This window comes from Leifsonia sp. HAY1-4F, assembly GCF_056755275.1.
Map to the genome: position 1 here is coordinate 1 of NZ_JBNDHX010000040.1, position 19,982 is coordinate 19,982.

20 protein-coding genes are annotated in these 19,982 nt (G+C 67.1%); 17 read left to right on the forward strand and 3 right to left on the reverse strand.

All coding sequences use genetic code 11. The features are described 5' to 3' along the window. Positions 1-867 (forward strand): hypothetical protein (locus ACPYOG_RS09590; RefSeq protein WP_481294009.1); only part of this gene is annotated, 867 nt, incomplete at its 5' end. Between the two features lie 503 nt (positions 868-1,370). On the opposite strand, the gene ACPYOG_RS09595 is transcribed toward ACPYOG_RS09590, so the two are convergent. After that, entirely contained in the window at positions 1,371-4,349 is a 2,979-nt protein-coding gene (locus tag ACPYOG_RS09595) for a TrlF family AAA-like ATPase (protein WP_481294010.1), read from the reverse strand. Positions 4,350-4,621: 272 nt separating this feature from the next. On the opposite strand from ACPYOG_RS09595, the gene ACPYOG_RS09600 reads away from it, so the two are divergent. The 3 genes from ACPYOG_RS09600 to ACPYOG_RS09610 all read left to right on the forward strand — a co-directional run bounded on the left by ACPYOG_RS09600 (position 4,622) and on the right by ACPYOG_RS09610 (position 6,175). Continuing rightward, the gene (locus ACPYOG_RS09600; RefSeq protein WP_481294011.1) at positions 4,622-5,131 is read left to right on the forward strand and encodes a hypothetical protein; all 510 of its coding nucleotides are present in this window, start codon (positions 4,622-4,624) and stop codon (positions 5,129-5,131) included. Positions 5,132-5,243: 112 nt separating this feature from the next. Continuing rightward, positions 5,244-5,846 (forward strand): DUF308 domain-containing protein, encoded by a 603-nt coding sequence (locus ACPYOG_RS09605; RefSeq protein WP_090039543.1) that lies wholly within the window; start codon positions 5,244-5,246, stop codon positions 5,844-5,846. 26 nt (positions 5,847-5,872) lie between these two features. Then, positions 5,873-6,175 (forward strand): hypothetical protein, encoded by a 303-nt coding sequence (locus tag ACPYOG_RS09610; RefSeq protein WP_481294012.1) that lies wholly within the window; start codon positions 5,873-5,875, stop codon positions 6,173-6,175. Between the two features lie 64 nt (positions 6,176-6,239). Here ACPYOG_RS09610 and purB read toward each other — a convergent pair whose 3' ends face one another. Both purB and ACPYOG_RS09620 read right to left on the reverse strand, forming a co-directional pair. Then, positions 6,240-7,619, reverse strand: coding sequence for an adenylosuccinate lyase (purB, locus tag ACPYOG_RS09615; protein ID WP_481294013.1), 1,380 nt, complete (start codon positions 7,617-7,619; stop codon positions 6,240-6,242). 91 nt (positions 7,620-7,710) lie between these two features. Then, on the reverse strand, positions 7,711-8,097 hold the full coding sequence (locus tag ACPYOG_RS09620; RefSeq protein ID WP_481294014.1) for a phage holin family protein: 387 nt from the start codon (positions 8,095-8,097) through the stop codon (positions 7,711-7,713). A 139-nt stretch (positions 8,098-8,236) separates the two neighbouring features. On the opposite strand from ACPYOG_RS09620, the gene ACPYOG_RS09625 reads away from it, so the two are divergent. The 13 genes from ACPYOG_RS09625 to ACPYOG_RS09685 all read left to right on the forward strand — a co-directional run bounded on the left by ACPYOG_RS09625 (position 8,237) and on the right by ACPYOG_RS09685 (position 19,981). After that, entirely contained in the window at positions 8,237-9,346 is a 1,110-nt protein-coding gene (locus tag ACPYOG_RS09625; RefSeq protein WP_481294015.1) for a histidinol-phosphate transaminase, read from the forward strand. Between the two features lie 4 nt (positions 9,347-9,350). Beyond that, entirely contained in the window at positions 9,351-10,490 is a 1,140-nt protein-coding gene (gene pdhA, locus ACPYOG_RS09630; protein ID WP_090039551.1) for a pyruvate dehydrogenase (acetyl-transferring) E1 component subunit alpha, read from the forward strand. A gap of 371 nt (positions 10,491-10,861) precedes the next feature. Next, positions 10,862-11,821 (forward strand): alpha-ketoacid dehydrogenase subunit beta, encoded by a 960-nt coding sequence (locus ACPYOG_RS09635; RefSeq protein WP_481294029.1) that lies wholly within the window; start codon positions 10,862-10,864, stop codon positions 11,819-11,821. Between the two features lie 74 nt (positions 11,822-11,895). After that, positions 11,896-13,317, forward strand: a complete 1,422-nt coding sequence (locus ACPYOG_RS09640) for a dihydrolipoamide acetyltransferase family protein (RefSeq protein WP_481294016.1) — start codon at positions 11,896-11,898, stop codon at positions 13,315-13,317. A 95-nt stretch (positions 13,318-13,412) separates the two neighbouring features. Further along, positions 13,413-14,330 carry a metal ABC transporter solute-binding protein, Zn/Mn family gene (locus tag ACPYOG_RS09645; protein ID WP_481294017.1) on the forward strand — a complete coding sequence of 306 codons (918 nt, stop codon included), beginning with the start codon at positions 13,413-13,415 and terminating at the stop codon, positions 14,328-14,330. After that, positions 14,327-15,187: a metal ABC transporter ATP-binding protein gene (locus ACPYOG_RS09650; RefSeq protein WP_481294018.1), complete on the forward strand. Its 861-nt coding sequence runs from the start codon at positions 14,327-14,329 to the stop codon at positions 15,185-15,187. Before ACPYOG_RS09645 ends, ACPYOG_RS09650 begins: the two co-directional genes overlap by 4 nt. Then, the gene (locus ACPYOG_RS09655; protein ID WP_090039567.1) at positions 15,184-16,074 is read left to right on the forward strand and encodes a metal ABC transporter permease; all 891 of its coding nucleotides are present in this window, start codon (positions 15,184-15,186) and stop codon (positions 16,072-16,074) included. Before ACPYOG_RS09650 ends, ACPYOG_RS09655 begins: the two co-directional genes overlap by 4 nt. A gap of 6 nt (positions 16,075-16,080) precedes the next feature. After that, positions 16,081-16,497: a Fur family transcriptional regulator gene (locus tag ACPYOG_RS09660; protein WP_481294019.1), complete on the forward strand. Its 417-nt coding sequence runs from the start codon at positions 16,081-16,083 to the stop codon at positions 16,495-16,497. 137 nt (positions 16,498-16,634) lie between these two features. Further along, on the forward strand, positions 16,635-16,871 hold the full coding sequence (rpmB, locus tag ACPYOG_RS09665; protein ID WP_018188988.1) for a 50S ribosomal protein L28: 237 nt from the start codon (positions 16,635-16,637) through the stop codon (positions 16,869-16,871). Next, on the forward strand, positions 16,871-17,038 hold the full coding sequence (gene rpmG / locus ACPYOG_RS09670) for a 50S ribosomal protein L33 (protein WP_090039571.1): 168 nt from the start codon (positions 16,871-16,873) through the stop codon (positions 17,036-17,038). The genes rpmB and rpmG overlap by 1 nt, the downstream gene beginning before the upstream one ends. A 2-nt stretch (positions 17,039-17,040) precedes the next feature. Further along, positions 17,041-17,346 carry a 30S ribosomal protein S14 gene (rpsN, locus tag ACPYOG_RS09675; RefSeq protein ID WP_090039573.1) on the forward strand — a complete coding sequence of 102 codons (306 nt, stop codon included), beginning with the start codon at positions 17,041-17,043 and terminating at the stop codon, positions 17,344-17,346. Positions 17,347-17,592: 246 nt separating this feature from the next. Further along, positions 17,593-17,877, forward strand: coding sequence for an HU family DNA-binding protein (locus tag ACPYOG_RS09680; RefSeq protein ID WP_090039575.1), 285 nt, complete (start codon positions 17,593-17,595; stop codon positions 17,875-17,877). 193 nt (positions 17,878-18,070) lie between these two features. Further along, positions 18,071-19,981: a bifunctional copper resistance protein CopD/cytochrome c oxidase assembly protein gene (locus ACPYOG_RS09685; RefSeq protein WP_481294030.1), complete on the forward strand. Its 1,911-nt coding sequence runs from the start codon at positions 18,071-18,073 to the stop codon at positions 19,979-19,981. Position 19,982 lies beyond the last annotated feature (1 nt).

Below are 19,982 nucleotides of genomic sequence, written 5' to 3' on the forward strand. Positions count from 1 at the left end.
GGCAGACTTCTTCACTCAGCGCCGGACTGGATAAGAGCTCATCTGGAGGAGCTGGTCGGCACTCGCGATGGTGTTTCGATCGAACAACAGATTGTGCTCACCACGGCCATGGCGACACACCGCTACAACCGCGCGATGTACGACGCTCTGGCTCCCGCGATGCTTGCGGCGATCGACGTCGGGGATTCGCTCGTGGCTGGTTGGAGGGGCGAGTCCGACCCTTTGCCGCGTATCGGTGAATGGGTCATCGATGCATTCGTCTTCGGCGATATCAACTCAGACGACCCAGTCTTCGAGGCGTTCTTCACCAAAACGGGTCCCGCGGTTCGCGGAAATTCGTTGAGCAGCACCGCTTGGTCCTTCTTCCGCGCGACGACGGTGGAAGATGCGATTCGTGATCGCTTCGCAACTCTCTGGGATGACCGTATTAGCCACGTTCGAGAGCACCCCGAAGACAGCAAGGAACTCGAGGGCATCTACTGGCTGGTGAAGAGCAGCTCGTTCTCGTCGGAGTGGTGGCTTCCGCGACTGCGAGATGCACTCCAACTCGAACCGACAATTGCGGCCGAGAGACACATGATATGGAAGGAACTTGCGCAGGCATCCACAACGGGCCCTGCCGCTGCTCTAGCGGTCCTGAAGCTATTGCTCGGCACACGTGGCGAAAGTGGCCAAGCCACATTCGCCCTGAGCCAGCAGGCGACTCCCGTGATAATCGCGAACGCCATGATGTCGGACGATCCGGAACTCAAGGAAGAGGCCGAGGCCTACATGAACGAGCTCGGGTCCCAGGGCGATCTCGCCTTGGAGGCCCAGGTTCAATCCGTGCTCGATGGCAACGTCGGCGCGGACGACGTTGATGATTAGGAGCTGGCCTGTCACTGTCCGGTTGAGCCGATTTTGGTTGTCCCCGTTTAGGCAAGGATCGAAGTCGCCTTCTGGCCGTACTGAGACTTGCACCATGGCGCGGCTGCGCAAACCCCTAGAGACCGTTCGAAGCCGGAGTGAGCCTAAGGGTTTAGCGCGACTGACGCGTCTCGGTGCCGACAACCTCGGTGGTCATAAGCGTTTCCGATTGCGACGAAGCCACACGAACGCTTCAGAACTGCCCGTTGATGCTGGCCCAGATGACTGCCTACGCCCGTGCGAGAGGGGTGACTGGAGGGAGGGCTTTCAAGGGGCGAAGCAGGGGCGCCGGGCAACGGCACTTACCGAAACGGGTCGCTGGACTATCACTCGTCAGCCCGGCGCTGCCGGGCTGGCGGAAGCCCAAAATCCTCCATTTGTCTGTGACGGCGCGTACAAGCCCACGGAAGCCTGCCGTCGGGCGTTGGAGACCACTCGGAGAAGCTAACGGTGGTCGGCTTGCTTCACACGACTTTGAAACGCAATCGGCGCGCGCGCTCTTCGAAGGCTCTCCGACCGCCTTCCAAGATCTCACAGACCTGCTCTCGAATGACCGAATCCTCGAGGCCACCAAGCGCGTAGGTGATTTTCGGCAGCTGCCGCGCACGGTGTGCTCCGGCGCTCGCGATGATGACCTGGTCGGCGTCAGTGTTCACGACAAGGTTCGCGTTGTGGGTAACGATGATGATTTGGCGGCGGTGCCTGGTCTCTCGGAAGCGATCTACCAGCTCGTCGAAGATTGACTTTGGGTCAAGGTTCTCCTCCGGCTGGTCGATGATGAGCGGCCGGTCGTCCGTCTTGTCAAGCGACAAGTAGAGGAGCAACAGGACAATGCCACGCGTGCCCGGAGACAGTTGCTCGATGTCGACGCCGTCGTACTGCACTCCGTATTGAATGCTGATGTGATCGGTGCTGTTGAGCCACGCACTGACGTCGGCAAGCCACCGTCGATACTCGACTGCGTTCGTCGGCGATGCCTTCGCCTGCTCGCGGAAGTGCTTGTCGTGCTTCTCGCGGAAAGCAGACATAGCGGCGGCCACCTGGGCCGCGGTGCCCGTCTCCCATGCAGAGCCGAGCTCAGCCTGAGCCACACGAAGGAGTTCTCCGCGCCCCCGGAAGGTCCCGGTGGTCCGCAGATCAAGCAGCTCCTCGCCGCGACGGGCCCAGGCTGCAGTATCAACTACCCGGCGGACGACGAAGCGAAGCTTTCCGAGCGTTCCGCCCTCGCTGTCGAGGATCTCCTTCAGCGGTGCGTACAGCTGGGTGAGCTCTGCCTGCTCCTCATCGAACCCTTCGAACAGCTCGAAATAGTTGTCACGGCGATCCTTGAGCAACTTCTTTACCCGCCCAGCTGCGCCCTCGGCGAGAGTTATCTGACCTTCGAGCTTTGTCAGATCGGATTCGGCGGTCGCGATCTTCTTGTTCAGGTTGTTGAGCTGGTTCGTCTTCTGTGAGTCCAGACCGATCAGCTCACTCAGCCGCCAAGACTCGGCACGGAGCTCTCGATAGGTCTGACCGCTCAAGTCGGCCTCCATCGCGATGAACGGTGCAATCTCCTCGGCCTTAACGGTCGGCTGGGGGATGTGCGGCCCCATAAGCGCCTCAAGCTCCTTGCCGATTTCAGTCTGCCGCTCGACGATCAACTTGGCCGGATCTGAGCGGAAGGCAACGTCGAACGCCTCCCACTGGGTCTCGGTCAAGCTCGCTTCGGAATAGTCGCTCTGGAGGCGTACTCGAATCGCCGGGAGCTGCCGCTCCTTGTAGTCCTTCACAACCCCCGCCAGCGCTTCGAGGCTTTTCGCCTGCCGTCGACGAGCGTCGACCTCTGCTTGGCGCGTAGCGAGTTCCGTGTTGACAGCCACTAGCCGAGCCGTTCGATCCTCGCCACCCTTGACGATGAGATCGTTCCGGGCCTTCTTGTCCGATGCGATCGCCGCCTCGAGCGCTACTTTTTGTTCTTTCAGCGCGGCCAGACCTGCGCCGAGCTCACGCTCTCGTTCGATCTGCTCGGCCAGGACGCCGTTGTTCTCGTCAGCGCGTGCCCGCTTCTCGCGGCCGGGTGCGGCACTAATTGCAAGCAGTTCCTGAAAGGAGCGAGCACCAAGACGGTCCTCGTCTTCATGCGCTTCGAACACCACGCGCTCGACTTCCTGAAGCAGCTCGTCCGTGATGCCTTCGGATGAGCAGAGCCGCTCAACGAACTGTTGCGACAGGTATTGGACAGTAGGGCGCGTCTCGGTGTCGGCGGTTGGAAGAACGACTCGGTTGGTTTCGCCGTCGGCCCACGTCAGTCGTACCGCCGTTCCTTCTAGCAGGGATTGAGCACGTCGCAGGAAGGACTGGCCACTCGTTCGCTCCGGGCTAGCGGCATCCGTCGCTGCTGCGATGAGATCTGCGAGAGCCGTCTTGCCAGAACCGCGCGCACCGATGATTGCGACAAGGCCGCGGTTCAGCGGGATTTCCGCGGTCTGCAGCCAGGGGGCGTTCTCGACCTTGACTGAGTCAATCGTTCGGTAAGCGAGCGGACCACTCGGCGGTTGCTCATCGACGATTACCCGCTCGTCGGGTTCGAGGCATGCCTGCCTTAGGGATTCGAATGTCGGGTCACCCTTGATCCAGGTGTAACGGTTCCCCTCTGGTTTGCCCACTTTGGCGAGCGTGTGCGCGTCACTGCCGTGGAGGCACGCCTTGCGGCCATTCCACTTCGTCTCGATCTGCTCTAGCGTCGCTGGCCCTTTGCCGAGCCAGAAGGCGCGCTGCGCTGGCTGGCTTGAGAAAATCGCGCGCGACATGGCTTCGATCTCAACGCGGGTCGCTTCCATAGACCCGTCTTGAGATCGAAGACCGGACGAGCCGTCGTTACTCCCACCCGCGACAGCGAACAATATGTTGTCCTGTGCCCAGCGGCTGTGGTCGAGCGCGTCGGCAATCGCCGCGGGAGTCACCTTGAACTGATTGGTTCCGACCTCCAGGGCTTTGTCGTCGTCGAGCAGCAAGGGGTCGTGCTTCTTGCCCAGCGCGATGAGCGACTCACGCGAGCACTCGTACTGCTCGCCCTGATACTCGAAGTGCAGCTTTCGAAGAAACGATCGCGCTTGAGCGACGTGGTCCGCGTCTTCTGGGGAAATCAAGAGATGAACGTTCAGCGGGTGACCCCCGCCGGTCAGGAGAGGGAGTCGCAGTTCGACGTTCGGAAAGATCAGGGCTACATCGGCAAGGCGACCATCGTTCTCTTTCGCGGCAAGGACGTCGACATAGCGGTCGAGGCTGGCGTAGTCGGTGATGCCGATCGCCTCGATGGCAGGCGTCGCCGCTTCAATTGCGTCGAAGTAAGCGTCCCAGGCGTCGGGGCCGAACTGATCCGCCATGACCGTGCCAGGCGTGTGAATGTGTGGATCCCACCTGCGCCAGATTGACCCTCGCGGATCCGCTGTGCTGCTCATCGTTATCTCCTCGCGCCCCCGCGCCCCAAGCTGATACTCCTCGTGCGAACGATATCGCTTGCAATGTGTCCAGCCTCGGAGGCTGCGGCGGAGAGCAACTCGAGTCCGTCGCTTTTGCAGCTCTGAGATCTGAGGCCAATCTATTTGGCGGGCTTCGAGCACAATCTCTTGGCGGATGTGACAAAACGGCACCGAATCGGGACAATCTAATCGAGCGGCCGACACCTCGGGGAGGACGCGGATCGATCGCCGGACGTGGTGCACTGGCAAGCATGATCGGCATCCTCCTCCCGGTGCTGCAGGGCGCGGCCAGCGTGGCACTCTCTCTCGTGGCGTTCGCCGTCGCGGTGACGTGGCCGGTAATGCTCCCGTCGATCGTCGGTGTCCGGAGGGACGGGGCGCGACTCGCCGCCTTCGCGGGACTCGGCATCGTGTTGGTGCTGGCAGCGTCAGCCGTCTACCTGACGCCGGGCCTGCTCCTGCGTGATCCCATGGGGCTGCTCCTCTCCGTGCCCGTGGTCGCGCTCTGGCTCCTCGGGGCGGTCGCCTTGGCCGTGCGCGGAATCGTGATGGATGGCGCTGTCCGCGCGATCTCGTTCGCGTTCGCCGTGGTCGCTGTGACGGGGGCACTGGCAGGGGTCGCTGCCGCCGTGCTCGCGCAGTACGACATCGCCGACAGGGTCACCCCGACCGGTGCGTTTCTGCTCGCCGTGGGAGCTGTCGCCGCTGTGATCTTCTGGGCTCGCGAGGGTGAGCCGGAGGCGCATCCCACCCGCGCGTGACGGGGTGAGGGCGGGACCTGGCGACGGTCGAGCGGAGGCCGCTGGATGCGGCGAACGCGCAGAAGGCCGCGACTAGACTGGATGGCGAATCCCCGATGAAAGAGGTCGCCGAGTGGCTACCGCCGTCCCTGCCCCGCATCCGAACGCCCACGCGCACAGCCGGTACTGGCTGGTCCCCGCCGTTCGGGCCATCGTGGCACTCGCCGCCGGGGCGGTCATCACGTTCACGCGGGATGCGCACACCCCCGTCTTCGGACTCATCGTCTTCGGTCTCTTCGCCATCGTGGACGGCCTGGCGACGGGCATCCTCAGTGCCCTCTTCGCCGGACCCCGGCTGACCCGCACGCTCTTCGCGGTCCAGGGCGGGATCGGGCTCCTCGCCGGCGTGCTGGCGCTGGCCCTCACCGGCGGCGGGCTCGGGCTCTTCCTCTACCTGGTGACCGTGTGGGCGGCGCTCACCGGTTTCCTGGAGCTCTACAACGGCATCCGTGAGCGGCGCCGGGATGCGGCCGCCCGCGACTGGCTGATCACCGGGGCGATCACGGCGGTGCTCGCGCTGGCGCTGCTGTTCTCGCCCGCCGACGCCGTGCTGGCGATCGGGCTGTTCGGCGCCTGGGCCGTCATCGTCGGGGTCTTCCAGGCGATCGGGGCGGCGACGTTGCGGGGTGCCGCGCGCACCCGGGCGCAGTCGCACGGAGCGGAGACCGGATCATGACCTCCGGCGACAAGAAGGACCCTCGAGTGACCCAGAACCTCCAGCCCAGCCGTCGCGACCGGTTCCTCCCGGTCGAGCTGATCGGCATCTCCGCCGGCCTCGCTGTCTTCGTCGGTCTGATCGTGCTCGTCGCGACGCGCGAGTTCGTCCTCGCCGGAGTGGCCTTCGGGATCACCTTCATCGTGTCGCTCGTGCTCCTTGCGCTCTTCGCGCTGGCCTTCAAGCCGACCGAGGCGGAGGTGGAGGACATCCACGAGCAGGATGCCGAGGCGCGCGCCAAGGCCGCCCGGCAACGCGCCGAGGGTGACGACCGGCCGCAGGGGCACTGACCCGGAGCCCGGGCCGACCCCCTGACAGGCCGCCGGAGAGGCCGACCCCGACTGGGCCTCCCGGTTACAGGTAGTCGACCAGTTCGGACGCCAGGCCGGTGTAGCTCGCGGGCGTGAGCGCGAGCAGGCGGTTCTTCGCCGCCTGACCGATCTCCAGCCCGTTGACGAACTCTGTCAGCGCCGAGTGGTCCACACGCTTGCCGCGGGTCAGCTCCTTGAGGAGCGCGTACGGGTCGGAGATGCTGGAGCGACCGGCCGTGACCTCCGCGCGGATAACGGTCTGGATGGCCTCGGCCAGGACCTCCCAGTTGGCGTCGAGGTCCGCGGCGAGTGCCTGCCGGTCGATGGCGATCTGGCCGAGGCCGCGCTCGATGTTGTCGAGTGCCAGGAGGGAGTGGCCGAGTCCGACGCCGATGTTGCGCTGCGTGGTCGAATCGGTCAGATCCCGCTGGAGGCGGCTGGTGACCAGCGTCGCGGCGAGCGAGTCGAGCACGGCGCTGGAGAGCTCCAGGTTGGCCTCAGCGTTCTCGAATCGGATCGGGTTGACCTTGTGCGGCATCGTCGACGAGCCGGTGGCGCCCGGCTCGGGAACCTGGCGGAAGTAGCCGAGCGAGATGTAGGTCCAGATGTCCGTGCACAGGTTGTGCAGGATGCGGTTGGCGTGCGAGATACGTGAGTACAGCTCCGCTTGCCAGTCGTGGGGCTCGATCTGAGTGGTCAGCGGGTTCCAGTCGAGGCCGAGGCTCTCGACGAACTCCTGCGAGATGCGCGGCCAGTCGGCCTCCGGGTCTGCGACCAGGTGGGCGGCGAAGGTGCCCGTCGCGCCGCTGAACTTCCCGAGGTGGACGCCGCCCTCGATCTGGACGAGGACCCGCTCCAGGCGGTGCACGAAGACCGCGAGCTCCTTGCCCATGGTGGTCGGAGTCGCCGGCTGGCCGTGCGTGCGTGCGAGCATCGCGTCGCCGCGGTACTGCTTCGCCTGCGCGCGGAGCTCGGCGATGACGGCGCGGAACTTCGGCAGCCACGACTCGCGAACCGCCGCGCTCACCGTCAGTGCGTAGGAGAGGTTGTTGATGTCCTCGCTCGTCGCTGCGAAATGGGTCAGCTCCGCGATGTGGTCGAGGCCCAGCGCGTGGAGTCGCTCGCGCACCAGGTACTCGACCGCCTTCACGTCGTGCCGGGTCGTCGCTTCGAGCTCCGCCAGCCGGTCGATCTCGGGCTGGCCGAAGTCGTCGGCGAGAGCCCGCAGCGCCTCGGTCTGCTCGGCGGACAGCGGGGAGGACCCGAACATCCTGTGCTCGGTGAGGAAGACGAGCCACTCGACCTCGACCTGGACACGCGCCCGGTTCAGCCCCGCCTCCGACAAGTGGTCGCCGAGTCCGATCACGACGGGCCGGTAGCGGCCGTCGAGGGGACTGAGCGGCTGGGGAGGCAGGGCGGTCATAGTGCTCCTCGCGGGATCGAGCGGCGGGTACCCCACCATTCTCCCGCACGCGGCTGCGGGCCGCGGACCTCAGGCCTGCCGGCCGCGGACCTCAGGTGCGCCGGGTGGGACGCACGAGCAGCCCGAGCAGCCACGCGATGACGCCGAGGACCAGTGCACCGAGCACGCCCCACCAGAACCCTGCCACGTACAGTCCGAACCCCATCGCTCCGCTGATCCAGGACACGATGAGAAGGAGGAAGGCGTTGACGATCAGCGAGATCAGCCCCAGCGTCAGGATGTAGAGCGGGAGGGCGACGATTCGGATGATCGTGCCGATGACCGCGTTCACGATGCCGAAGATCAGGGCGATGAGCAGGAACGTGAGCACCGCGGCCGTGGTTCCCGAGGCGTAGGGACGGACGCTCACGCCGCTGACGATCAGCGTCGTGAGCCAGAGGGCGAAGGCGTTGATGATCAGCCTGAGCAGGAATCGCATGGCCTCATCCTTCCAGGGAGCGGCGCCGGGGTACAGGGGTGCTCCCGCATACGCGTCATGCGCTTCATCCCCAGGCGGCGTCTCTCCACAGCTTTACGGAATTCCCCTGGAAGTATGCGGGCGCGGCTAAGTTGGGTCTGTGAGTTCCGATGACACGCCCGGCGTGAGACTACGCCCTGAAATCGTCGCGGTGCCGCCCTACAAGCAGGGGCGACCGGCGCCGGTCGATGGCTTCAAGCTGTCCAGCAACGAGAATCCCTTCACTCCCCTGCCCTCGGTGGTGGATGCTGTGGCCGCGACGCTGCGGCAGCTGAACCGCTACCCGGACGCGGGCGGAGGGGATCTGCGGCAGCGTCTCGCGGAGCGGCACGGTGTGAGCGTGGGCCACGTGCACCTGGGCAGCGGCTCGGTCGCACTGCTCTCGCAGTTCATTTCGGCCGCTGCCGGGGTGGGCGACGAGGTCGTCTACTCCTGGCGCTCCTTCGAGGCCTACCCGGGGCTGGTGACGGTGACGGGGGCGACGAGCGTCCAGGTCCCGAACCTCCCGGACGGAAGCCACGACCTGGATGCGATGGCCGCGGCGGTCACGGACCGCACCCGCGTCGTGATCCTGTGCACGCCGAACAACCCGACGGGCACGATCGTCACGGCCGCCGACTTCGAGGCCTTCATGGCTCGCGTGCCCTCCGACCTCCTGGTGCTGCTCGACGAGGCGTACTTCGAATTCGTCACCGATGACGCGGCGGTGGACGGCATCCCCCTGCTCTCGCGCTACCCCAACCTCGTGGTGCTGCGGACGTTCTCCAAGGCCTACGGACTCGCCGGATTGCGCATCGGCTATGCCATCGGTCCGCAGGCGGTGCTCGACGCAGCGCGTTCGGCGGCCATCCCGCTCTCGGTCACCGACGCCTCCCGCGTCGCCGCACTGGCCTCGATCGACGCGGAGGACGAGTTGCTGGAGCGCGTGGCACGTGTCGCCATGCGGCGGGACCGGCTTCGGGATGCGCTGCTCGCGCAGGGCTGGGCCGTCCCGGAGGCGCAGGGAAACTTCGTCTGGCTGGCGACAGGGGCGGAGACGGCGGACGCCAACGACGCATTCTTCGATGCCGGGCTGACCGTGCGGGCTTTTCCGCCGGAGGGCATCCGCATCAGCGTCGGCGAGGAGGAATCTGTGGACAAACTCCTGCAGGTCAGTGGGGATATTGTGCAGAACCTACCAAATGGCCACCCCGCCAAGCGGTTAGGTTAGAACGGTGGTTGCGACGAACGAGATCCCGCGCCCGGCGAACACGGTCCAGCTGCTCACTGCTGACGGCCGGTTCCAGCCGAGCGAGACGTCGGCGGAGTACCTCCCCTACTTGGAGAACCTCGACGAGAACGACTACCGCACCTTCTACCGCGACATGGTCCGCGTCCGTCGTTTCGACGACGAGGCGGCGAACCTGCAGCGGCAGGGGCAGCTCGGCCTCTGGGTGCCCAGCCACGGCCAGGAGGGGGCCCAGGTCGGATCGGCTCGCGCGGCGAAGCCGCAGGACCACCTGTTCCCCTCGTACAGGGAGCACGTCGTCGGTCTGATCCGCGGCGTCGACCCGGTCGGCATCGTGGGTGTCTTCCGCGGCGTCGCGCACGGCGGGTGGGATCCGACCGATCCGGCCATCGGCAACTTCCACCTCTACACGCTGGTCATCGGATCGCAGTCGCTGCACGCGACCGGCTATGCGATGGGCATGAAGCTCGACGGCAAGGTCGGGACGGGCGACCCCACGCAGGACGCCGCGACGATCGTCTACTTCGGCGATGGCGCGACCAGCCAGGGCGATGTCAACGAGGCGTACGTCTTCGCCGCCAGCTACCAGACGCCGCAGGTGTTCTTCCTGCAGAACAACCACTGGGCCATCTCGGTGCCGGTCTCGACGCAGTCGCGCACTCCTCTTTATCTGCGTTCGAGCGGCTTCGGCATCCCGGGCGTCCAGATCGACGGCAACGATGTGCTAGCGGCCTACGCCGTCACGGCGAAGCATCTCGACGACGCGCGCAGCGGCGAAGGTCCCAGCATGATCGAGGCCCTCACCTACCGGATGGGCGCACACACCTCCAGCGACGACCCGTCCAAGTACCGCTCGGACGACGAGCTCGCCTACTGGGCCGAGCGCGATCCGATCCGGCGCTTCCGGGTGTTCCTCGAGGAGCAGGGCGTCGGGCAGGCGTTCTTCGACAGCGCGGATGAGGAGGCGGCGGATCTCGCCGCCGATGTCCGCAGGCGGACGCTCGCGCTGACCCCGCCGCCCGTCGCATCGATGTTCCAGCACGTCTACAGTGAGCCGCATCCCGTCACGGAGGAGCAGCAGCGCTGGTTCGAGGAGTACGAGTCGTCCTTCGGAGGTGACGCATGAGCGAGGTGAGGAGCGAGGCCGAGTACAGCGAGGCCGAGTACGTGGAGGCCGAGCTGATCGACGGCGAGCCCGGGAGTGATGCAGACGAGAACGAGGGCCAGGACGGCGAGGAATCGTCTTCCGATGCCGCGTCCCCCGACTCGGTGAACTTCGACTCGACGAACTTCGACTCGACGTTGCTGGACACGCAGGCGATCGACGTCGTCGAGATCATCGAGAGCGACCCCGACGCGCGCGTGCTCGAGGAGCACGTCGCCGAGCAGGAGTGGACCCGCGAGTTCGTGGTCGAGGACGAGCCGGGCGAGGACCCGAGTCCCGCTCCAGAAGCGGCCGTCGACGCCCCGCCCGAGCCGCGCATCCAGTCGCTGCCGATGGTGAAGGCCCTGAACGCCGGACTGCGGCGTGCCCTCGCGGATGACCCGCGCGTCCTTCTCATGGGAGAGGACATCGGGCCCCTGGGCGGCGTCTTCCGGGTGACAGAGGGGCTGCAGAAGGAGTTCGGTCCCCAGCGCGTCATGGACACCCCGCTCGCCGAGGCCGGCATCATCGGCACGGCGATCGGGCTGGCGATGCGCGGTTACCGGCCGGTGCTCGAGATCCAGTTCAACGGATTCGTCTTCCCCGGCTTCGATCAGATCACCACACAGCTCGCCAAGATGACCAACCGGCACAGCGGCAAGATGGCGTTTCCCGTCGTCATCCGGATCCCGCACGGCGGCCACATCGGCGCGGTGGAGCACCACCAGGAGGCGCCGGAGGCGTACTTCGCGCACACCGCCGGCCTCCGGGTCGTCGCGCCGTCGACCCCGCACGACGCCTACTGGATGATCCAGGAGGCGATCCGCTCGGACGACCCGGTGGTCTTCTTCGAGCCGATGAGCCGCTACTGGCCCAAGGGCGAGGTCGACCTGGTCGAGAACGGGACGCCACTGCACGCGAGTCGCGTGGTGCGCACGGGAACCGATGCGACCATCGTCGCCTGGGCCGGGATGGTGAGCGTCGCGCTCCGCGCTGCCGAGCTCGCGGCCGAGGAGGGCCGGAGCCTGGAGGTCATCGACCTGCGGTCGCTGTCGCCCGTCGACTACGGGCCGGTCATCGCGTCGGTCCAGAAGACAGGCCGCCTGATCGTCGCGCAGGAGGCGCCGGGCAATGTGTCCGTCGGCTCCGAGGTGGCGGCGACTCTCGCCGAGAAGGCGTTCTACTCGCTCGAGGCACCAGTGCTGCGTGTCTCCGGGTTCGACGTACCGTTCCCGCCGGCGAACCTGGAAGAGCTCTACCTTCCGGACGCCGACCGCATCCTCGAGGCCGTCGACCGAGCGCTGGCCTACTGAGCGCCTCCGTCCCTGCCAGCAGGGGCGGACCCGGCCGGCGCCGACCCACAGCAACAGACAGAGAGAAGTCGCAGATGAGCGAGTCCCAGTTCCTCCTGCCCGATGTGGGCGAGGGCCTGACCGAGGCGGAGATCGTCTCGTGGAAGGTCACGCCGGGCGAGCAGGTCGCGGTGAACCAGGTGATCGTCGAGATCGAGACCGCCAAGTCGCTGGTCGAGTTGCCGTCGCCGTTCGAGGGAACCGTGGGCGAGCTCCTCGTCTCCGAGGGTCAGACGGTCGAGGTCGGCACGCCGATCTTCACCGTGACGAGCGGCAGTGAGGCGATCGAGCCCCGGCCCGAGCCGGAGCCGGCCGAGGAGGTCGCCGCCGACGCTGCGGCGACCGTCTCGCACGAGGAGGATCCGAAGCCGGGCGCCGTCCTGGTGGGCTACGGCTCCTCGGGGCACGGCACGAGCCGTCGTCGCCGCGTGACGCATCCCGGAACGGCTTCGATCCCCGTGTCGTTCTCGGGATCGATCGCGCCCGCCGCCACGTCGGCCCAGACCGCCGCCGCCCCATCCAGCACCCCGGCCTCCCCCACGGCGCACGGTTCCGCGACCGCCCACGCTGCGCCGACCGCCCATGCTGCGCCGTCCGGCCCGGTCTTCGCCAAGCCGCCGGTCCGCAAGCTCGCCAAGGACCTCGGCGTCGACATCACCGCTGTGACGCCCACCGGGCCGATCGGCGACGTCACCCGCGACGATGTCCTGCGCGAGGCGACCCAGGTGACCGTTTTCCGCAACATCCAGACGCCGGAATGGCCGAACGACCGCGAGGATCGCATCCCGGTCAAGGGCGTCCGGAAGGCGATCGCCACCGCGATGACCTCGAGCGCGTTCAGCGCCCCGCACGTCAGTCTGTTCGTCGACGTGGACGCGACCCGGACCATGGAGTTCGTCAAGCGGCTCAAGAATTCGGCCGACTTCGCCGGAGTGAAGGTCTCTCCCCTGCTCATCATGGCCAAGGCCATGATCTGGGCCGTCCGTCGCAACCCGACGGTGAACTCGTCGTGGACGGACGAGGAGATCATCGTCCGCCACTACGTCAATCTCGGGATCGCCGCGGCCACGCCGCGCGGCCTCATCGTGCCGAACATCAAAGAGGCGCAGGGGATGACCCTGCTGGAGCTCGCGAAGCAGCTCGAGCAGCTGACCCTCACTGCCCGCGACGGCAAGACCCCGCCGTCCGACATGAGCGGCGGGACGATCACGATCACGAACATCGGCGTGTTCGGGATGGACACCGGCACGCCCATCCTGAACCCCGGGGAGGTCGGCATCGTCGCCCTCGGCACCATCAAGCAGAAGCCGTGGGTGGTCGACGGCGAGGTGCGTCCGCGTTTCGTCACGACGCTCGGCGCGTCCTTCGACCATCGCGTCGTGGATGGCGACGTCGCCTCCCGCTTCCTGGCGGATGTCGCCTCGATCATCGAAGAGCCCGCCCTGCTCCTGGATTGAATTTGACAATCATTTTCAATAAGACGTAGCCTGAGCCGGTGCCCGCGACCGCGGGCACACCCTTCGTGTCGTTCGCGACTTAGACAGGCTCATCCATGAAGACGCGCTCCATCGTCTCCGCCCTCGCAGCAGCAGCCACCGCAACCGCCGCCGTCGTGGCGCTCGCCGGCTGCTCCGCCTCGCCCTCCGCAGGATCCGACGACGGCACCGTCCGCGTCGTCGCCAGCACCAACGTGTACGGGAACATCGCCGAGACGATCGGCGGCGACGCCGTCCACGTCACGTCGTTGATGTCCGACCCCGCACAGGACCCGCACTCCTTCGAGGCCAGCGCCCAGAACCAGCTGGCCGTCTCCAAGGCCGACGTCATCATCGAGAACGGCGGAGGCTACGACGAGTTCATGCACACGCTCGTCACGGGCGCCAAGAACCAGGACGCCCAGGTGCTGAATGTCGTCGACCTGTCCGGCAAGAAGCCGGTGGACGGCGAACTCAACGAGCACGTCTGGTACGACTTCCCCACGATCCGCACCCTCGCGACCGCACTCGCGACAGCCCTCGGCACGGCTGACCCGTCGCATGAGGCCACCTTCGAGAGGAACGCCCGGGAGTTCAGCCAGAAGGTCGCCGCGTTCGAGTCCACCGAAGCGCAGCTGAAGGCCTCGCACGCAGGGGACGGTGTCGCGATCACCGAGCCCGTTCCGCTCTACCTGCTCGACGCGATCGGACTCGTCAACAAGACTCCGGAGAAGTTCAGCGCCGCCATCGAGGGGGAGAACGACGTCTCCCCCGTCGTGCTCGAGCAGACCCTGAAAATCTTCAGCACGCACCAGGTGAAGCTCCTGGCGTACAACGAGCAGACCACGGGCGCCGAGACGGAACGGGTGCTCGCCGCTGCGAAGCATGCCGGCATCCCCGTGGTGCCCGTGACCGAGACGCTGCCCGGCGGCGAGGACTACCTCAGCTGGATGCACGCCAATCTCGACGCGGTCGGAAAGGCGCTGGCCAAGTGACCGAACCGCTCGAACTCGTCGCACCGCCTGTCGAGGGCCAGGTCGTCCTCCGGCTGCGGGACGCGTCCCTCGGCTTCGGCGACCGGACGCTGTGGAGCGGCCTGGATCTCGACGTGCACGCCGGCGAGTTCGTCGCCGTGCTCGGCCCGAACGGCTCCGGGAAGACCAGCCTCCTGCGCACGATCCTCGGCCAGCAGCAGCTCGACGCCGGCGAGATCGCCTTCGAGGGCCACGCGGTGCGCCGCGGCGACCGCCGCATCGGCTACATCCCGCAGCAGAAGCTCATCCCCGCCGGCACCCCGATGCGAGCGCGCGACCTGGTCGCCCTGGGCGTCAACGGTCACCGTTGGGGGCTGCCGCTCCCCCGCCAGGCCGACCGGGACCAGGTGGAGCGGCTCATCGACGCGGTGGGCGCGCGGCGCTACGCCGACACGGCGGTCGGATCGCTCTCCGGCGGCGAGCAGCAGCGGCTCCGGGTCGCGCAGGCGCTCGCCGGAGACCCGGCCCTGCTGCTGTGCGACGAGCCTCTGCTCTCGCTCGACCTGCAGCACCAGCGCGGCGTCAGTGAGCTGATCGACCGCCGGCGCCGTGACCACGGAAGCGCGGTCGTCTTCGTCACGCACGACGTGAACCCGGTGCTCGGGATGGTGGACCGCGTCCTGTACCTGGCCGGCGGCCGGTTCCGCACGGGGACCCCGGACGAGGTGCTGCGCAGCGAGGTCCTGACCGACCTGTACGGGACGCCCGTGGACGTCATCCGCAGCCGCGGCAGGATCGTCGTGGTCGGCATCCCGGATGCCGAGACCCACGACCATCACGAGCACACCCGCGAGGCGCACCCGGAGCCGGTCGCATGACGCACCTGGATCTGTGGTCGCAGCTGTTCGACTTCACCGACTACGGCGAGTTGCTCCTCCTCGTCAAGAACTCGATCTTCGCCGGGGCAGTCCTCGGCATCATCGGAGGCCTGATCGGGGTCTTCGTGATGCAGCGCGACATGGCCTTCGCGGTGCACGGGATCAGTGAGCTCTCCTTCGCGGGTGCGGCGGTGGCCCTGCTGCTCGGCGTGAACGTCGTGGCCGGGTCCCTCGTCGGCTCGCTCGTCGCTGCGATGCTCATCGGCCTCCTCGGGGCGAAAGCACGCGACCGCAACTCGATCATCGCGGTCCTCATGCCGTTCGGTCTCGGTCTCGGAATCCTGGCGCTCGCCCTCTATCCCGGCCGCAGCGCCAATAAGTTCGGCCTGCTGACCGGGCAGATCGTCTCCGTCGACGACCCGCAGCTCGGGTCGCTGCTCGTCATCGGTGCGATCGTCCTGGTGGCGCTGCTCCTCATCTGGCGGCCCCTGACCTTCGACAGCCTGGATGCGGACGTCGCCGCCTCGCGGGGCGTCCCGACCCGCTTCGTGGCGCTGGCGTTCATGGTGCTGCTCGGCCTCGCGGTCGCCGTCTCGGTCCAGATCGTGGGCGCGCTGCTGGTGCTGTCGCTGCTGGTCACGCCGGCCGCGGCGGCGATGCGGATCTCGTCCTCGCCGCTCGGAGTCCCGCTGATCAGCGTCGGCTTCGCACTCGTATCGGTCGTCGGCGGCATCCTGCTGGCGCTCGGGAGCGCTCTGCCGATCAGTCCGTACGTGACGACGATCTCGTTCCTCATCTACGCGGTCTGCCGCGTCGTCGGGGGTCGTCGTGCCCGCCGTCGGACCGCGGCGAAGACCTCTCGGCGACTCGTGAGCCAGGCGGGCTAGCCTGGGATGGTGAAGCGGAACACCTGGCAGCGGGAGGCTGTCCGCGAGGCTCTGACCTCGACGGAGGGCTTCATCAGCGCGCAGGGACTGCACCTGAGCCTCCACGAGGCCGGCTCCCCGATCGGTCTGGCCACGGTGTATCGCGCGCTCGCCGACCTTGCGGCGGAAGGCGATGCCGACTCGCTGCAGTCGCCGGAGGGCGAAGCCCTCTACCGTGCGTGCACGACCGGCCATCACCACCACCTGATCTGCCGCAACTGCGGGCTCACGGTGGAGATCGAGGCGGATGCGGTCGAGCAGTGGGCGCGTCAGGCCGCGGCAGCGCACGGGTTCACGCAGGCGCAGCACGTGGTCGACGTCTTCGGGCTGTGCGCCGCGTGCACGGCCCTGAGTGATTTGGCCGGCGGCGCCTCGATGCCGTAGCATGGATGTTTGGCTGAGTGGGCTCCTCCCGCTCAGATCGTGTACGAACCCCCCAGACGAATCGCTTGGGGAAGTCGTGCGCCGACAAGTGACCTTGGGTGGTGCCGTCCGGCACCACGGTATTGGAGAAGAAAGCAATGGCAGCAGTGTGCCAGGTGACAGGAGCCGTTCCCGGCTTCGGTCACAACATCTCGCACTCGCACCGCCGCACCAAGCGACGGTTCGACCCGAACATCCAGAAGAAGACGTACTACGTTCCGTCCCTTCGCCGTAACGTCACCCTGACCCTGAGCGCCAAGGGCATCAAGGTCATCGACGCCCGTGGCATCGAGTCCGTGGTCAAGGACCTCCTGGCCCGTGGGGAGAAGATCTAATGGCGAAGCAGCAGGACATCCGTCCGATCATCAAGCTCCGTTCGACGGCGGGCACCGGTTACACCTACGTGACCAAGAAGAACCGTCGCAACGACCCCGACCGCCTCGTGCTCAAGAAGTACGACCCTGTCGTGCGCAAGCACGTCGACTTCCGAGAGGAGCGCTAATCATGGCCAAGACATCCAAGATCGCCAAGAACGAGCAGCGCAAGGTCATCGTCGCGCGCTACGCCACGAAGCGTGCCGAGCTCAAGAAGGCACTCGTCGACCCGAACGGCACCGACGAGTCCCGTGAGGCCGCCCGCATCGGCCTGCAGAAGCTTCCCCGTGACGCCTCCCCGATCCGCGTTCGCAACCGCGACGCCGTCGACGGCCGTCCCCGCGGAAACCTCAGCAAGTTCGGTATCTCGCGTGTCCGCTTCCGCGACATGGCGCACCGCGGCGAGCTGCCCGGCATCACCAAGTCGAGCTGGTAACCCAGCCCGATCGACGCACTCGAGGGGCGTCCGGCTTCGGCCGGGCGCCCCTTCGTCGTGGTCGCCGGGGATGCCTGGAGACCACGATCACGACGGATATCCACTAAACGGTCGGAAGATCCGCGTGTTTCCGCGGGATTCTGATACATTCGAGGCGGTCGTCCGACCAAACGTAATGGCCCGTGTGGCCTCAACCGTTCCACAAAAAAGCTGTAGATCCAGCACAAGGTCCGAGGAGGACACTCAATGGCTGACAACCTGAACAAGACCGAGCTCGTTGCTGCCGTCGCTGCGGCGTCTGGTCAGAGCCAGGCCACCGTCTCCAGCGTCGTCGACGCGTTCTTCAGCACCATCAGCGAGACCGTCGCCAAGGGCGGCAAGGTCACCATCCCGGGCTGGCTCGCCGCCGAGCGCAGCGAGACCGCTGCCCGCACCGGCCGCAACCCGCAGACCGGTGCCGAGATCTCCATCCCGGCCGGTCACCGCGTCAAGCTGACCGCGGGCTCCAAGCTCAAGGCTGCCGTCAAGTAGTCCTTCCCAGCTCTGCCCGAGGGCGGTACCGCGGTTCGCGGTGCCGCCCTTCTCGTTCTCCACAGCTCCTCGTCCCTCCACAGCATTGACGGCTGTGGGCGCCCGCCCAGCGGGCGCGACGTAGGCTGGAGAAGTGCCACGAATCCTCCGCGTGATCGGCCCCGCCGCCCTGCTTCTCGCAGCCGCGGCGGCCATGGTCGGCGCGCTCGCGTTCGGTGGTGGCGCCAGCGCTCCCCTGCTCGCTGATCCCGGCGCCCTGGTGCGCTGGGGGCTCCCTGCGGCGACCCTCGTGGTCAACCTGAGCCTGGCGGGAACGGTCGGCGCGCTCGTGCTCGCCTGTTTCGCGTTCAGCCCCGAGCGCGACGAGTACGGAAAGGCCCTCGACTTCGCGGCCGGCAGTGCCGGAGTCATGACCGTCGCCTCGGCGGCGACCGGTCTGTTCACCTTCGTGAGCGTCTCCAATGTGCCGTGGTCGTTCGACTCCACGTTCAGCAACGGGTTGAGCTCCTTCATCACCAGCGTGTCGCTCGGGCAGGCCTGGCTCGGCATCACGCTCATCGCCGCCGTTGTCACCGTGCTGTGCTTCGCCGTGCGCAACCAGACGGCGATCGCGTTCGTCGCCGTCCTGGCGGTGGCGGCAGTCGTGCCGATGGCGCAGCAGGGGCACAGCGCCGAGGCGTCGGGGCACGACGCCGCGGTGACCTCCTTCGGCCTGCACGTGCTCTTCGCCAGCATCTGGCTGGGCGGGCTCCTGACGCTGGTCGTCGTCAAGCACACCTTCGGGAAGGGCCGGCTGGTCACGGTCCTGGAGCGATACTCCACGTTCGCGCTGATCTGCTTCCTGGTCGTGGCGGCCTCCGGCTATGTGAACGCGGAGCTCCGCGTCGGCACGCTGGCCGAGCTGGCGACGCCGTACGGCATCCTCGTGCTCGTCAAGGTCGCCGCGCTCGTGGCGCTCGGACTCTTCGGCGTGACGCAGCGGCGGTACCTGATCGGCCGGCTGAGGGCGACCGGCGAGCCGCGCAGCTTCTGGTGGATCGTCGTGGCCGAGCTCGCCTTCATGGGCATCGCGTCCGGCGTGGCCGCGGCGCTCGCGCGGACCGTGACCCCCGTGCCGCAGACCCGCGCGGCCATCCCGACGCCCGCCGAGATCCTGACCGGCGACAAGCTGCCTCCCGAACTGACCTGGGGACGGCTGTTCACCTCGTGGAACTTCGACCTGCTCTGGGTGCTCGTCTGCGCCTTCGCGCTCTTCTTCTACTTCGCGGGAGTCTGGCGGCTGCGGCGCCGCGGCGACGCCTGGCCGATCCACCGCACGGTGTTCTGGACGCTCGGCATCGTCCTGCTCTTCTACATCACCAACGGCGGTGTGAACGTCTACGAGAAGTACCTGTTCTCGGCGCACATGTCCGCGCACATGGTGCTCACGATGGCGGTCCCCCTGCTCCTGGTCCCCGGCGCTCCCGTGACGCTCGCCGCCCGCGCCATCCGGAAGCGGCACGACGGCTCGCGCGGGGGCCGCGAGTGGCTGCTGCTCGCGGTCCACTCGCGCATCGCCGGGTTCCTCTCGAACCCGATCGTCGCCGCCATCCTCTTCGCCGGGTCGCTCTGGGTGTTCTACTACACGCCGGTGTTCCGCTGGGCGACGACCGATCACATCGGGCACGAGTGGATGGTCGTGCACTTCCTCATCACGGGGTACCTGTTCGTGCAGTCGCTGATCGGGATCGATCCGGTCAAGTACCGGCTGCCGTACCCGTTCCGGCTGCTCCTGCTGTTGCTGACGATGGCCTTCCACGCCTTCTTCGGCCTCTCGATCATGCAGATGCACGGGCTCATGCTGGCCGACTGGTTCGGCGCGATGGGCCGGACCTGGGGCGACTTGCCGCTGATCGATCAGCAGGCCGCGGGCGGGATCGCCTGGAGCATCGGCGAGATCCCGACCGTGACGCTCGCCATCGTCGTCGCCATCCAGTGGAGCCGCAGCGACGAGCGCGAGACGAAGCGTCGCGACAGGAACGCGGACCGCACCGGCGACGCGGAACTCCAGGAGTACAACGCGCGCCTGGCCCGGATGGCGGATCGCGACCGGGTCTCCCGCTAGC

Coding starts and splice junctions, on each gene's coding strand:
- ACPYOG_RS09595 (WP_481294010.1), bottom strand. CDS start 4,349: ATGAGCAGCACAGCGGATCCGCGAGGGTCAATCTGGCGCAGGTGGGAT.
- ACPYOG_RS09600 (WP_481294011.1), top strand. CDS start 4,622: ATGATCGGCATCCTCCTCCCGGTGCTGCAGGGCGCGGCCAGCGTGGCA.
- purB (WP_481294013.1), bottom strand. CDS start 7,619: ATGACCGCCCTGCCTCCCCAGCCGCTCAGTCCCCTCGACGGCCGCTAC.
- ACPYOG_RS09620 (WP_481294014.1), bottom strand. CDS start 8,097: ATGCGATTCCTGCTCAGGCTGATCATCAACGCCTTCGCCCTCTGGCTC.
- ACPYOG_RS09635 (WP_481294029.1), top strand. CDS start 10,862: ATGGTGAAGGCCCTGAACGCCGGACTGCGGCGTGCCCTCGCGGATGAC.
- ACPYOG_RS09640 (WP_481294016.1), top strand. CDS start 11,896: ATGAGCGAGTCCCAGTTCCTCCTGCCCGATGTGGGCGAGGGCCTGACC.
- ACPYOG_RS09645 (WP_481294017.1), top strand. CDS start 13,413: ATGAAGACGCGCTCCATCGTCTCCGCCCTCGCAGCAGCAGCCACCGCA.
- ACPYOG_RS09655 (WP_090039567.1), top strand. CDS start 15,184: ATGACGCACCTGGATCTGTGGTCGCAGCTGTTCGACTTCACCGACTAC.
- ACPYOG_RS09660 (WP_481294019.1), top strand. CDS start 16,081: ATGGTGAAGCGGAACACCTGGCAGCGGGAGGCTGTCCGCGAGGCTCTG.
- rpmB (WP_018188988.1), top strand. CDS start 16,635: ATGGCAGCAGTGTGCCAGGTGACAGGAGCCGTTCCCGGCTTCGGTCAC.
- rpmG (WP_090039571.1), top strand. CDS start 16,871: ATGGCGAAGCAGCAGGACATCCGTCCGATCATCAAGCTCCGTTCGACG.
- rpsN (WP_090039573.1), top strand. CDS start 17,041: ATGGCCAAGACATCCAAGATCGCCAAGAACGAGCAGCGCAAGGTCATC.
- ACPYOG_RS09680 (WP_090039575.1), top strand. CDS start 17,593: ATGGCTGACAACCTGAACAAGACCGAGCTCGTTGCTGCCGTCGCTGCG.
- ACPYOG_RS09685 (WP_481294030.1), top strand. CDS start 18,071: ATGGTCGGCGCGCTCGCGTTCGGTGGTGGCGCCAGCGCTCCCCTGCTC.